This is a genomic window from Streptomyces sp. NPDC097617, from assembly GCF_044761485.1.
Taxonomy (GTDB): Bacteria; Actinomycetota; Actinomycetes; order Streptomycetales; family Streptomycetaceae; genus Streptomyces.
The window spans coordinates 234,465-246,282 of record NZ_JBIWCL010000010.1 but is presented as its reverse complement, the minus strand read 5'-3'; the positions used below and the strand labels follow the sequence as shown (position 1 = coordinate 246,282).

At 74.4% G+C, this 11,818-nt stretch carries 11 protein-coding genes; 2 read left to right on the top strand and 9 right to left on the bottom strand.

What is annotated here, in order from left to right; all coding sequences use genetic code 11:
* Nucleotides 1-110: 110 nt before the first annotated feature.
* From ACIQZO_RS19060 to ACIQZO_RS19045, 4 genes are all read right to left on the bottom strand, one after another.
* Entirely contained in the window at nucleotides 111-917 is an 807-nt protein-coding gene (locus tag ACIQZO_RS19060) for an SDR family NAD(P)-dependent oxidoreductase (protein ID WP_403627425.1), read from the bottom strand.
* Between the two features lie 87 nt (nucleotides 918-1,004).
* A complete protein-coding gene (locus ACIQZO_RS19055; RefSeq protein ID WP_403627423.1) occupies nucleotides 1,005-1,250 on the bottom strand; it encodes an acyl-CoA carboxylase epsilon subunit in 246 nt (81 codons plus the stop codon).
* Entirely contained in the window at nucleotides 1,247-2,818 is a 1,572-nt protein-coding gene (locus ACIQZO_RS19050; protein ID WP_403627421.1) for an acyl-CoA carboxylase subunit beta, read from the bottom strand. Before ACIQZO_RS19050 ends, ACIQZO_RS19055 begins: the two co-directional genes overlap by 4 nt.
* Before the next feature lie 32 nt (nucleotides 2,819-2,850).
* Nucleotides 2,851-4,362 carry an aminotransferase class V-fold PLP-dependent enzyme gene (locus tag ACIQZO_RS19045; RefSeq protein WP_403627419.1) on the bottom strand — a complete coding sequence of 504 codons (1,512 nt, stop codon included), beginning with the start codon at nucleotides 4,360-4,362 and terminating at the stop codon, nucleotides 2,851-2,853.
* 339 nt (nucleotides 4,363-4,701) lie between these two features.
* Between ACIQZO_RS19045 and ACIQZO_RS19040 the strand changes: the two genes are divergently transcribed.
* Both ACIQZO_RS19040 and ACIQZO_RS19035 read left to right on the top strand, forming a co-directional pair.
* Nucleotides 4,702-4,887 carry a hypothetical protein gene (locus ACIQZO_RS19040; protein WP_403627417.1) on the top strand — a complete coding sequence of 62 codons (186 nt, stop codon included), beginning with the start codon at nucleotides 4,702-4,704 and terminating at the stop codon, nucleotides 4,885-4,887.
* A 139-nt stretch (nucleotides 4,888-5,026) separates the two neighbouring features.
* Entirely contained in the window at nucleotides 5,027-5,848 is an 822-nt protein-coding gene (locus ACIQZO_RS19035) for a BTAD domain-containing putative transcriptional regulator (RefSeq protein WP_403627415.1), read from the top strand.
* 36 nt (nucleotides 5,849-5,884) lie between these two features.
* On the opposite strand, the gene ACIQZO_RS19030 is transcribed toward ACIQZO_RS19035, so the two are convergent.
* The 5 genes from ACIQZO_RS19030 to ACIQZO_RS19010 all read right to left on the bottom strand — a co-directional run bounded on the left by ACIQZO_RS19030 (nucleotide 5,885) and on the right by ACIQZO_RS19010 (nucleotide 11,716).
* Complete coding sequence (locus tag ACIQZO_RS19030; protein ID WP_403627413.1) at nucleotides 5,885-6,757, bottom strand: 4'-phosphopantetheinyl transferase family protein; 873 nt, start codon at nucleotides 6,755-6,757, stop codon at nucleotides 5,885-5,887.
* Between the two features lie 20 nt (nucleotides 6,758-6,777).
* Nucleotides 6,778-7,734, bottom strand: a complete 957-nt coding sequence (locus ACIQZO_RS19025; RefSeq protein ID WP_403627411.1) for an SRPBCC family protein — start codon at nucleotides 7,732-7,734, stop codon at nucleotides 6,778-6,780.
* Nucleotides 7,735-7,800: 66 nt separating this feature from the next.
* Entirely contained in the window at nucleotides 7,801-9,114 is a 1,314-nt protein-coding gene (locus ACIQZO_RS19020) for a helix-turn-helix domain-containing protein (protein ID WP_403627409.1), read from the bottom strand.
* A 1,050-nt stretch (nucleotides 9,115-10,164) separates the two neighbouring features.
* Complete coding sequence (locus ACIQZO_RS19015) at nucleotides 10,165-10,986, bottom strand: BTAD domain-containing putative transcriptional regulator (RefSeq protein ID WP_403627407.1); 822 nt, start codon at nucleotides 10,984-10,986, stop codon at nucleotides 10,165-10,167.
* A 55-nt stretch (nucleotides 10,987-11,041) separates the two neighbouring features.
* On the bottom strand, nucleotides 11,042-11,716 hold the full coding sequence (locus ACIQZO_RS19010) for a ScbR family autoregulator-binding transcription factor (RefSeq protein ID WP_403627405.1): 675 nt from the start codon (nucleotides 11,714-11,716) through the stop codon (nucleotides 11,042-11,044).
* Nucleotides 11,717-11,818 lie beyond the last annotated feature (102 nt).

Here is an 11,818-nt window from a genome sequence, read left to right as displayed (position 1 = left end):
CCACCCCCCAGGTCATGCCTTCGACAGGGGGACACAGCCATGCCGGGCCCGGAGGCCAGCGGTCCCGTTGCAGGACCGCGAAAAAGATAACGGGGATGGCGGCCGGTGGGTCAGAAGTTGCCCAGTCCGCCGCACACGTTGAGGGCCTGGGCGGTGATGGACGCGGCCAGGTCGGTGGTCAGGTAGCCGACGAGGCCGGCCACTTCCTGGGGGGTGGAGTAGCGGCCGAGGGGGATCTTGGACTCGAGCTGCTCCTGGACGTAGTCCTCGGTGGTGTCCCACACCTGTGCGTAGCCGCTGCGCACGCGGGCGGCCATGGGGGTCTCCACATAGCCGGGGCAGACCGCGTTGACGGTGGTGCCGGTCGGTGCGAGTTCCTTGCCGAGGGCTTTGGTGAAGCCGACGACGGCGTGTTTGGACGCGGTGTAGGGGGCGCCGAGGAGGACTCCCTGCTTGCCCGCGGTGGAGGCGATGTTGATGATGCGGCCCCAGGGTTCGGCGCCGAGTCCGCCGTTGTTGAGGACCTCGCGGGTGAGCAGGAAGACGCTGTTGAGGTTGGTGTCGATGACGTCGTGCCACAGTTCGTCGGTGATGCCGGCGGTGGCGCCGCCGCCGCTGCGGCCCGCGTTGTTGACCAGGATGCTGACGGGTGCGCCGTAGGCGGCGACGGCGGCGGCGACCAGGTCCCGCACGGCGGTGCGGTCGCGTACGTCGGCGGCCGTGCCCTGGACGCTGAGGCCTTCGGCCTGGAGGTCGGCGACGGTCTGTTTGACCTTGACCTCGGTGCGGGCGCAGAGGAACACGCGGTGCCCGCGGGCGCCCAGGTCCCGGGCGATGGCCAGTCCGATGCCGCTGGTGGCCCCGGTGACCAGGGCCACGGGCCGCTCGGGGGCCTTGTCCATCGCCTTGACCGTCATCCTCGTCCCTCCGTCACCCGTCTGTGCCGTGTGCAGCGTGTCGCAGGGAACTCGTGGCGCGGCGGAAGGGGGATGGAGGCGGTGCGGTCAGTGGGGGCGCCAGCTGCCGGCGCGGTGGGGGCGGCCGGTGCGCGGGCGGTCCCACGGGGCGGGGGCGGTGGGCGGCGGGGGTGGTGCCTGGGGTGCGGTCCGGTGGTGGAGCAGGGCGGTCAGGACGGCGAGGACGGCGGCTGTTTCGTCCTGGTCGGGGTGTCCGCGGCGGATCAGCCAGGTCTGTCCGGGGCCGGCGGCCGCGTCCGGGGCCGCGTCCGGGGCCGCGTCCGGGGCGGTCATACGGGCGGGTTGCCGTGCTTGCGCGACGGCAGGTCGGCGTACTTGGGGCGGAGCATGGCCAGGGCCGCGGCGAGGACCCGGCGGGTCTCGCCCGGGTCGATGACGTCGTCGACGAGGCCGCGTTCGGCGGCGTAGTAGGGGTGCATGAGCTCGGTCGTGTATTCCTTGATCTTCTGTGCGCGCATGGCGTCGGGGTCGGCGGCGGCGGCGATCTCGCGGCGGAAGATGACGTTGGCCGCGCCCTCGGCGCCCATGACGGCGATCTCGTTGGTGGGCCAGGCCAGGGCGAGGTCGGCGCCGATGGAGCGGGAGTCCATGACGATGTAGGCGCCGCCGTAGGCCTTGCGCAGGACCAGGGAGATCCGCGGGACGGTGGCGTTGCAGTAGGCGTAGAGGAGTTTGGCGCCGTGGCGGATGATGCCGCCGTGTTCCTGGTCGACGCCGGGCAGGAAGCCGGGCACGTCGACGAGGGTGACCAGGGGGATGTTGAAGGCGTCGCAGAACTGCACGAAGCGGGCGGCCTTCTCGGAGGCGTGGATGTCGAGGACCCCGGCGAGGCTGGCGGGCTGGTTGGCGATGAAGCCGGTGACGTGTCCGTCGATGCGGGCGAGCGCGCACACGACGTTGGTCGCCCAGGCCGGGTGGACCTCGAAGAAGTCGCCGTCGTCGACGACTTCCTCGATGACCTTGCGGATGTCGTAGGCCTGCTGGGGGTTGGCGGGGACGATGGCCGACAGGGCGTCGGTGCGCCGTTCGGCCGGGTCGGCGGTGGGTTCGCGCGGGGGTGTCTCGCGGTTGTTGGCGGGCAGCAGCGAGAGCAGGTGGCGTACGTCCTCCAGGCAGGTGGGTTCGTCCTCGTAGGCGAAGGCGGCCACGCCGGAGACGGCGGCGTGCACGTCGGCGCCGCCGAGGCCGTTCTGGGTGATCTCCTCGCCGGTCACCGCGCGGACCACGTCGGGGCCGGTGATGAACATCTGCGAGGTGTCGCGGACCATGAACACGAAGTCCGTCAGGGCCGGGGAGTAGGCGGCGCCGCCCGCGCAGGGGCCGAGCATCACGCTGATCTGCGGGATGACGCCGGAGGCGCGGGTGTTGCGCTGGAAGATGCCGCCGTAGCCGGCGAGCGCCGAGACGCCCTCCTGGATGCGGGCGCCGGCGCCGTCGTTGAGGGAGACCAGGGGGGCGCCGGCGGCCAGGGCCAGGTCCATCACCTTGTGGATCTTCTCGGCGTGGGCCTCGCCGAGGGCGCCGCCGAAGATGCGGAAGTCGTGCGCGAAGACGAAGACGGTGCGCCCGTCCACGGTTCCCCAGCCGGTGACCACGCCGTCGGTGTAGGGCTTCTTGCCCTCCAGGCCGAAGCCGGTGGCGCGGTGCCTTCGCAGGGCCTCGATCTCGTGGAAGGACCCTTCGTCCAGGAGCAGGCCGATGCGTTCGCGGGCGGTCAGTTTGCCCTTGGCGTGCTGGCGTTCGGTGGCCCGTTCGTCGGGGCCGGCCACCGCGGTGGCCTTGATGGCGGCGAGTTCCGCCATCCGGTCGGGGGCCGCGGGTGGTGCGTCGGTGATGGTCATGTGGCTCCTCCAGGTCTGAAGAACGGCGGGTCTCAGTTCGCCCGGTGCAGCGTGAGGTGGCCGCCGCGCCTGCGGGCGGGCCGGGCGGTGCGGTACGGGGACGGGGCCGGGGGGCCGGGATCGGGGTCGGCCGATCCGGCGGACCCGGCGGACCCGGCGGACCCGGCGGACCCGGCGGCCGCGCGTACGGCGCGGGCGGGGACGGCGGCCGCGGCGCGGCGTTCCTCCAGCAGGACCTCCGCGAGGGCCTGCCGGAACCGGTCGATGTCGTGGGCGGTGCTGTCCTGGTCGACGCAGGCGCGCAGCGCGGGCGCGGCGACCCGGCCGGCGGGGTGCAGGGGGTGCTCGTGCGCGACGGTCTTGGCCAGGACGACTCCGCGCCGGGCCAGGCCGCGGCGGATGGCCGCGGCGGGGACCTCGGCGTGCCGGAAGGCCAGGACGGCGGCCTGCTCGCGTCCCGCGGCGAGCAGTTCCATCCCCGGGGTGCGGCGGACGGCGTCGCGCAGCAGGGGCAGAAGGTCCCCGCCGGCCGGCCGGGCGGCGTCGGCGCGGTGGGCGGCGTCGGCGCGGTGGGCGGCGTCGGCGCGGTGGGCGAGGGCCGCCTCCAGTGCGGCGACGGCCGCCGGGGCGGGCGCGGGCGCCTGCAGAAGAGCCTGCCGGCCGTCCTGCGGGGCACTGTGGGGGGCGGTCAGCGGGCCGTCCTGGGGCGCGTTGCGGGAGCCGTCCTGCGGGGCGCCCTGCGGAGTGTTGTACGCGCCCCCCCGGGGGGCGTTGGGCGGGCCGTCCTGGGGCGCGTTGTGCGGGCCGTCCTGCCGGGCGTTGTGCGGGGCGTCCTGCGAGGCGCGCCGGGGGGCGTTGTGCGGGGTGGGGTGGGGGGTGGGGGCGAGGTAGGCGAATCCGGTGTCCTGGGGGCCGCGCAGGAACCTCCAGCCGTCCGCGGTGAGCAGGTGGCAGCCGATGCGCGCGGCGTCGAGGGGGAGCAGGCCCACGGAGTGGGAGGCGTCGACGGTGTAGCGGGCGCGGTGGTGGGCCAGGAGCCGGCCGATGTCCCGGACCGGGTTGACGGTTCCGCAGGCCGCGGAGAGGTGGACGGCGGAGACCAGGGCGACGTCCTGGTCGAGGTGGGTGCGCATCCAGTCCAGGTCGAGGTCGCCGTCCGGGCGCAGCGGGACGACCTCCAGCCGGCACCGGGTGCGTTCGCGCAGGGTGTGCAGGGCGTGCAGGTTGGCCACGCCCTCGTGGGGTGTGGTCCAGATCCGGTCGCGCGGGCCGAGGGCGATGGCGGCGGCGAAGGCCTCGAAGGCCGGGGCCGCGCCGGTCGTCAGGACGGTGCGGTCGGCGGGGACGCCCAGCAGGGCGCCGAGGCGTTCGTGGACCCGGGTGAGTGCCCGCCCGTCGGGGCTCTCGTGCACGGCGGCCGGCCCGAAGCGGTCGTCGAGGGCGGTGCAGCGGGCGAGTACGGCGTGCACGGCGTCCGGCATCCGGCCGGCTCCGGCGGTGTTCAGGTGGGCCGTTCGTTCCCCGTGGTACGTCGGCGCGTTCATTTCAGGGGCCTCCCCCCGCGGTTGGGGCCGGGATGTCCACGGCCCTCATGTACCGAGCATTGCCAATAGGCTTGGCAATACATTGCCTAACGGTTGGCGGCTTTGGCAATGCGGGAGGGCGGCCGCTCCGGCGAGGCTCTAGTTCCCCCGTGTTGGCAACTCCCGGCAATTTCCTGCCCGGTTGTTTTCTCGCCGATTTCGCTGCAGGTCGGGGCGGTTGCGGCGGGGTTCTCCAGGCCGTCTCCAGCGGTTCCCGAGTGAGTCCCGAGCGGGTGTTGCCAATCTTCTTGGCAGAAGAGTTGCCATGAAGAATCAAACTGTTGCCCCGGAGGAGTCACCATGAGGAACATCGCCCGCCTCGCCGCCACCGCCGCTCTGGCCTGCGCCGCCGTGCTCACCGCGGGCGGCGCCGCCCAGGCCGGGCCCATCGACTGGCCCGTCGCCCCGGCCTCGGCCGCCGGCCCGATCGACTGGCCGGTCGCCCCGGGCAGCGCCCCGGCCGTCGCCCTGATCGACTGGCCGTAACCGAAGACGGCTCGAAAGCCGCTGGAGGAAAGGGATGGAAAACATCCACCGCGGCTAGCGTGCGCGTCAGGGGGGCAGTACCTCCGCCACCGGTGGCAGAAAAACGCCGGGGAACTCCACGAGTTACGGAGGGGAGACCGTGAGGATTCAGGTTCTGGGTCCGTTGAGTGCCGAGGTCAACGGGGGATCCATCGTTCCGTCCGCGGGAAAGCCGAGACAGGTGCTGTCGCTGCTCTCGCTGTATCCCGGGCGCGTCATACCCGTGCCCACGCTCATGGAGGAGATCTGGGGGACGCAGCCGCCGCAGAGCGCGCTGACCACCCTGCAGACCTACATCCTCCAACTGCGCCGGCGCCTGGGCACCGCGATGGGGCCCGACGCCCCGGGCGGCGCCAAGGACGTCCTGGCCACCCGGCACGGCGGCTACCTGCTCCAGGTGCCCGAGGAGTGCGTCGACGTGCACGACTACGAACGGCTGGCCCGCGAGGGCCACAGCGCCTTCGAGCAGGGCGACGACCGCACCTGCGCCGACCGCCTGCGGGCCGCGCTGGGGCTGTGGCGGGGGCCCGCGCTGGTCGACGTACGGGTCGGCCCGATCCTCGACATCGAGGTACTGCGCCTTGAGGAGAGCCGCCTGGTGAGCGTGGAGCGGCGGATCGACGCCGACCTCAGGCTCGGCCGGCACTCCGAACTGATCGCCGAACTCACCGACCTGACCGCACGCCACCCCCAGCACGAGGGACTCCACTCGCAGGTGATGGTGGCCCTGTACCGGTCGGGGCGCCAGGCGAGCGCCCTGGACGTGTACCGCAGGCTGCGCGGCCGGCTGATCGAGGACCTCGGCGTGGAGCCCTCACCCCAGCTGCAGCGCCTGCACCAGGCCATGCTGGCCGTCGATCCGCAGCTCGACGTCCTCGCCGGAGCGCGGCACACCTCCACGTTCGACCTGTTCGCCGCCTGAGAGCGCTCCCGGCGGCCGGGGGCGGGGCGGGGGCGGTCAGGGGCGCGGGCCGTGCGCCTCGCCGACCAGGTAGCGGTCCTGGACGAGGTGCGCGGCGAGAGTCCACTCCCCCACCGCCTCCGGCGGGCCCCCCGCCGGCTGCGTGCCCGCCGCCGTGAACCGCGCCGCCCCGCACCGCGCCGCCGCCTCCCGGTCCGCCCCGTCCCGGTCCGCCCCGTCCCGGTCCGCTGCGTCGTGCGTCGCCCCGTCGCGGTCCGCTGCGTCGTGCTTCGCTGCGTCCGGGTCCGCTGCGTCGTACGTCGCTGCGGTGCGGGCCGCCCTGAGGGTCAGCTCCCGCAGCAGCCGCGCCCGGCGTTCGCTGCCGGTGAGGGTGTCGGGGCCGGCGCCGGCGCCCGGCTGCTGCGGGCCGGCCGGGCCGCGCAGCAGCGGGGCGCGCAGGTCGGGGTCGGCGGGCTCCGCGTGCAGGCCGATCCGCCCGGTGCGGCTGACGCCGACCACGATCAGCTCGCCGGTGTGCGCCAGTGCGATCTGAACGCCGGTGCCGGGCCCGCGCACCACGGGGCGTCCGCCCGGACCCCGGCCGAGTTGCACGCTGTGCACGGGCACGTCCAGGGCGGTGGCGGCGGCGTACTTCATGACGTAGCGCGAGACGGCGAACCGCAGCCGCCCGGCCGCGGCCGGCATCCCGCGGTAGGCCGGCCAGTCCTCCCCCAGCAGCGGGCGCAGGCCCGGGTCGAGGAGGACGGCGGTCAGCCACTGCCCCCAGGTGGTGCAGACGACCGCCCGGCCCGCGTCCTCCAGGCGCTCCCCCGCCTCCTCCCAGGGGCCCTCGAGGCCCTCGGAGCCCTCGGGTCCGTGGAGGTACAGCGGCGCTCGGGGGGCCCGTTCGGCGGGGTGGGTGAGTGCCATCGGTGCTCTCCTCGGCGTGCTCATCGCAGGCGGCGCACAGCGGTTCTGGCCCGCCAGCCGGCCAGGCGCAGCGTCTCGGTGCTCGCGCGTCCCAGCCAGATCCGTACGTGGCGGCGGGTCTCGGCGAGGCCGGCCGCGTCCCCCGGGGTGCCGGGGGGTTCGTGCAGGAGGACCTGCTGGGCGCAGAGGACCCGTACGCCGTCCCCGTCCGGGGCCAGGGACCATGCGCCGGTGTGGGCGGCGATCGGCTCGGGGGTGAGGAGTTCCTTGAAGACGATCCGTGCGGCGGAGGGGAAGCACAGGCGCACGGTGCGGGTGGAGCGGGTGAGGCCGTCGGGGGTGGCGCAGGTGTCCAGGGCGGCGAGCTGCACGCCGGGGACGTCCTCGCTGACCTCGGCGGAGTCCACGTGCGGGAGGCGTTCTGGCCAGTCCGCGATGCGGTGGAGGAAGTCGTAGACCAGCTCGGCGGGGCCGTCGAGGTGGACGCTGTCCTCGAAGGAGAGCAGGAGTCGGTCCAGGCGGTCCCAGCGTTCGGCGGCGGCCGCGAGGTGGGTGAGCCGCTCGGCCGGTTCGCGTTCCCACTGCCGGCGGCTGTGGCCGGTGGTGGCGGCGGGCTGCCGTTCCACGGTGCGGTCCTGGCGCAGTGTCACCAGGGCGTGGGTGTCGCCGTGGTCCTCGACGGTCCAGGTGCCGGTGGTGGGTGTGCCGGGGCGGGCGGTGTCCTCCTGCTCGAACTCGATGGTCCGGGAGTGCGGGTGCAGGGTGCGGCGCAGGTGGAAGGAGCCGATGCGCTGGTCCCGGACGTCCCACAGGCGCAGGCGTTCGTGGACGCCGTCGAAGTCGATGCGCTCGACGTGGACGGGTGCGGGCAGCAGCAGGGGCCAGCGCACGGCGTCGGCCAGCAGTCCGTAGACCACGCCGGCGGGGGCGGCGATCCGCGCCGTGTGCTCGCTCGTGTGCACGCGCTGCGACGGCATGAGAGGCACCTCCCCTGATCGTGTGTGCGGGTGTATCCACCCTGCACGAGGGTGCTAGAGGCTTCCTCAACCCCCCGCGGCCGACGCCGGCGCCGGCGCCGGGGCGGTGGGGGCGTCGGCTGCGGGGGCGGGGACGGTGGGGGCGTCGGCTGCGGTGGTGGGGACGGTGGGGGGTGTGGTGGTCTGGGTGAGGGCGTCGGCCAGGACGCGCCAGATCTCGGCGGCGAGGTCGATGTTGGCGTCCTCCTGGGCCTGTTGGGCCAGGGCGCGCAGTCCCTGGACGCCGGCCGGGTCGCCGGCGAGGATCAGGAGCTGGTGGCGCAGGATCTCCAGGCGGACCTGGCCGCGGTAGGTCATCCTGGGCCGGTCGGCGGCCAGTTCGCCGAGCAGGGCGCGGGCGTCGTCGTAGCGGCCGGTGGCGAAGGCGAGATCGGCCTTGAGGGCGGTCAGGTCCTGGCGCAGGGCGGGTGTGCCGACCAGGGCGAGGGCGGCTTCGGCCTCCTCGGCGCGGTGCTGTGCCTGAGCGGGGTCGGCGGGCATCTTCTGCAGGTGGAGGCGGCCGGAGGCCAGGCGCAGCCGGATCCACAGGATCAGGTCCTCCTGGCTGTCGAACCGTTCGAGGGCGTCGTTCAGGCAGGCCTGTGCGCCGGGGTAGTCGCCCTGGCGCATGCGGACGGCGGCGGCGGTCCACATGGCCTCGGCGAAGAGGGCGTCGCCGCGGCCCCGGACGAGGGCGGTCAGTTCGTCGGCGTGGCCGCGGGCCTCGCCGGTGCGGCCGGCCTCGGCCTGTACGGAGACCAGTGCGAGCAGGGCGGTGGCGCGGTCCTCCACGCCGAGGTTCTCGTGCAGGGCGGTGCGGTGGGCCTGGACGGCGGCGTCCACGGCCGGGGTGATCTCGCCGATGGAGCGCAGGCAGCGGGCGAGCCGGGTCAGGCCGCGCACGCGCAGCTCGCTGACGCCGACTTCGTCGCCGAGGGCCACGAGCCGGGTGAGGCAGTCCCGTTCGGTGGTGTGGTCGCCCTGGACGCGGGCGGCGCGGGCGAGGATCCACAGGGCCTGCCAGCGCAGTACGGGGCTCTCGTGGGCCTCGGCGGCCAGGGCCTGGCGCAGGGCGACGACGGCGTCCGGGGAGCCGGTGGAGGAGGCGAGGGTCAGGGCGTGGGCCAGGGAGCCGGTGGCGGGTTCCTCGAAGTCGGCGCTCTGCAGGCCCAGTCGGCCGGCGAGGTAGCCGACGGCCCGGTCGGTGGGCTGGCGGGCGCCGGACTCCAGGCGGGAGAGGTAGCCGGTGGACATGCCCTCGCCGGCCAGCGCCGTCTGCGACAGGCCCTGGGCCAGCCGGAGTTTTTTGAGGCGGTGTCCGAAAGCGGGCTGTCGCAGCATGGGCGGCGTCCTTGGGGTCGTGGGCAAGGAATCTGTCGGGAACCGGCCCCGAGCGTAGGGTCCGCGGCAACAGCCGGGCAAACCTTTGCCACCGGTTCGGGGCCGGTCTCGTCCGGGTTTCGTGCGGACCTCCGGCATTCCTCGAGCGGTCCTCGACCCGGTCGAGGCAGACTCTCCAGAATCCGGCCGGCGTACCGGCCGGGCGCCCTGCTCCATTCGTTTTTGAGCGCCTTGGAGTCGACGATGAGGCCTTCGGTGTGCGCATCCCGCGCGTCCTCGACGCCCGCAGCACACACCGCGGTCCCCGCGGCCGCCCTCCACCCGAACCTTGCGGAGCGGGGCGAGCAGCCGGACGACGACATCGGCTGGCCGAAGAGGTGACCCGGGCCGCGACCCGGGCCCCGGGAACGGGAACGGGAGCGGGAGCGGGAGGGAGCGGGACGGCGCAACGGGCGCTCCCGGCAGGCCGGTACGGCATCGGATGCGGGTGCGGGTACGGCATCGGATGCGGGTGCGGGTGCGGGTACGGGTGCGGGTGCGGGTTCCCGGCCGGGGCGCTGCGGCCCGGCCGGGGGCGGCGTCGGCGCCTTCGGCGAGAGCCGGCGCGGCGCCCACCGCAACCGGTGACGGCCGCCGCCCGGCCGCCGACGTACGGGCGCACGGGCGCACGGGGTTGCAGCGGTACGGCGGCGGCAGGCGGGTACGCCGGTGCGGTGCGGCTGCGCCTCGCGCGGCCGGGCGGGCGGGGACGGTGCGGGCACGTCCGGTGCGGCGCGGGCACGTCCGGTGCGGACCGCTCCCCCGGCGGCGGGTTCCCGTACGGAACCACGAAGACGCGGGGCCGGGGCTCCACCCGGGTCGGACCCGGCACGGGTGGCGGCCCTGGCGAGGCCGGTCGGCCGGCCGTGCACCGTGCGACCCGCGGCCCGGCGCGCGGCGCGGTTCGCGGCCCGGTTCACGGCGCGGTTCACGGCGCGGTTCACGGCGCGGTTCACGGCGCGGTTCACGGCGCGGTCGGCCTGGTTCGCGGCGGGTGTCGGGCGGCGGGTGTCAGACGGCGTACAGGTCGAATGTCGATCCGCGTCGGGGTCCGGCCTGTACGTCCAGTGCCGGGTCGACCGTCAGCATCGCGCGGTGCAGGCGCTGCAGTTGCGGTGAGGGTTCCACGCCGAGGTCCTCGACCAGGCGGCCGCGCAGTCTGCGGTAGACGTCCAGGGCCTTGGCCTGTCGTCCCGACCGGTAGAGGGCGACCATGGCCTGTGAGTGCAGGCCCTCGTGCTGGGGGTGGCGGGCGATGAGTTCGGCGAGTTCGGCCAGCAGCTCGGTGTGCCGTCCCAGGCGCAGGTCGGCGTCGATCCGGCGTTCCACGGTGCCCAGGCGGCTCTCGTGCAGGCGCAGTACCTCGATCTCCAGGACGGGTCCGGCCCGTACGTCGACCAGTGCGGGGCCCTGCCACAGGGCGAGCGCGGCCCGGAGCGTGGCCGCGGCGTTGTGGTCGTCGCCGCGGCCGTAGTCGCCGTGGCCGCGGGCGGCGAGGCTCTCGTAGGTGTGGACGTCGACGGCTTCGGGCGGGATGTGCAGCAGGTAGCCGCCGTGGCGGGTGGCCAGGACGTCCTTGACGCCGTCGGGGCCGTCGGGGCCCATGGCGGTGCCCAGGCGGCGGCGCAGCTGGAGGATGTAGGTCTGCAGGGTGGTGAGTGCGCTCTGGGGCGGGGCGGTTCCCCAGATCTCCTCCATGAGGGTGGGGATGGGCAGCACGCGTCCGGGGTGGAGGGCGAGGAGGGCGAGGAGCTGGCGGGGCTTGCGGGCGGTGGGGACGATGGATCCGCCGTTGACCTCGGCGCTCAGCGGGCCCAGTACCTGTATTTTCACGCTGCGGTGTCCCCCGGTCGTGGTCTGCGGGGGTGCGGTGGTCCGGCTGCGGCCCTCACCATCCGATCCGTACGGCCTGTGCTCCGCTGTACTCGGCCTCGGTCTGGTATTCGCGTTCGCGTCCGACGGCGACGAGGCTGGGCAGCAGCAGGGCCCACAGTGCCGCGACCTTGCCCTGGAGTTCGGCGTAGGACATGCCGGTGGCGGACATCGTCTCGATGCCGCAGGCGGCGGCCGCGACCAGGGCCTGGGCGCTCTCCCAGCGGCGGCCCGCCGCCGGGAGTTCGCCGGCGTCGCGTGCCAGGCGCAGCAGGGTGGAGACGGCCGAGATCCACGCGCCGTGGAAGTCGACGATCACCGGCCTGGCTCCGGCGGGTCCGCGCGGGCCGGGTCCGCCGCATTCCTTGGTGATGCGGAAGCTGGCCGGGATGGCGGGTTCCTCGTGGAGGGTCCAGGCCAGCCAGTGGGTGATGTCGATCAGTGCCTGCAGGGGTGAGACGCCGTCCTCGCGCAGCGCGCGGACCGCGTCGTGGAGCAGGGCGCATCCGCGTTGCTGGACGGCTTCGGCGAGTTCGTCCTTGGAGGCGAAATGGAAGTACAGGGCCCCTTTCGTCACTCCGGCCGCGGCCGCGATCCCGCCGAGTGTGGCGTTGGCGTAGCCATTGCGTTGGAACATTTCGGCCCCGGCGTGGACCAGCCGCCTCCGGGTCCGCTCCGACCTCTCCTGCACCGAGCCGTCTCCTCTCGCCCCGACCGAGTCCCGAACGTGCGGTCGCCGGACCGTTCTCTGTGCCCCGTGCCGTGCCGTGTCCCGGGCCCCGTGCCGTGCCGT

Coding starts and splice junctions, on each gene's coding strand:
- ACIQZO_RS19060 (WP_403627425.1), bottom strand. CDS start 917: ATGACGGTCAAGGCGATGGACAAGGCCCCCGAGCGGCCCGTGGCCCTG.
- ACIQZO_RS19055 (WP_403627423.1), bottom strand. CDS start 1,250: ATGACCGCCCCGGACGCGGCCCCGGACGCGGCCCCGGACGCGGCCGCC.
- ACIQZO_RS19050 (WP_403627421.1), bottom strand. CDS start 2,818: ATGACCATCACCGACGCACCACCCGCGGCCCCCGACCGGATGGCGGAA.
- ACIQZO_RS19045 (WP_403627419.1), bottom strand. CDS start 4,362: ATGAACGCGCCGACGTACCACGGGGAACGAACGGCCCACCTGAACACC.
- ACIQZO_RS19040 (WP_403627417.1), top strand. CDS start 4,702: ATGAGGAACATCGCCCGCCTCGCCGCCACCGCCGCTCTGGCCTGCGCC.
- ACIQZO_RS19030 (WP_403627413.1), bottom strand. CDS start 6,757: ATGGCACTCACCCACCCCGCCGAACGGGCCCCCCGAGCGCCGCTGTAC.
- ACIQZO_RS19025 (WP_403627411.1), bottom strand. CDS start 7,734: ATGCCGTCGCAGCGCGTGCACACGAGCGAGCACACGGCGCGGATCGCC.
- ACIQZO_RS19020 (WP_403627409.1), bottom strand. CDS start 9,114: ATGCTGCGACAGCCCGCTTTCGGACACCGCCTCAAAAAACTCCGGCTG.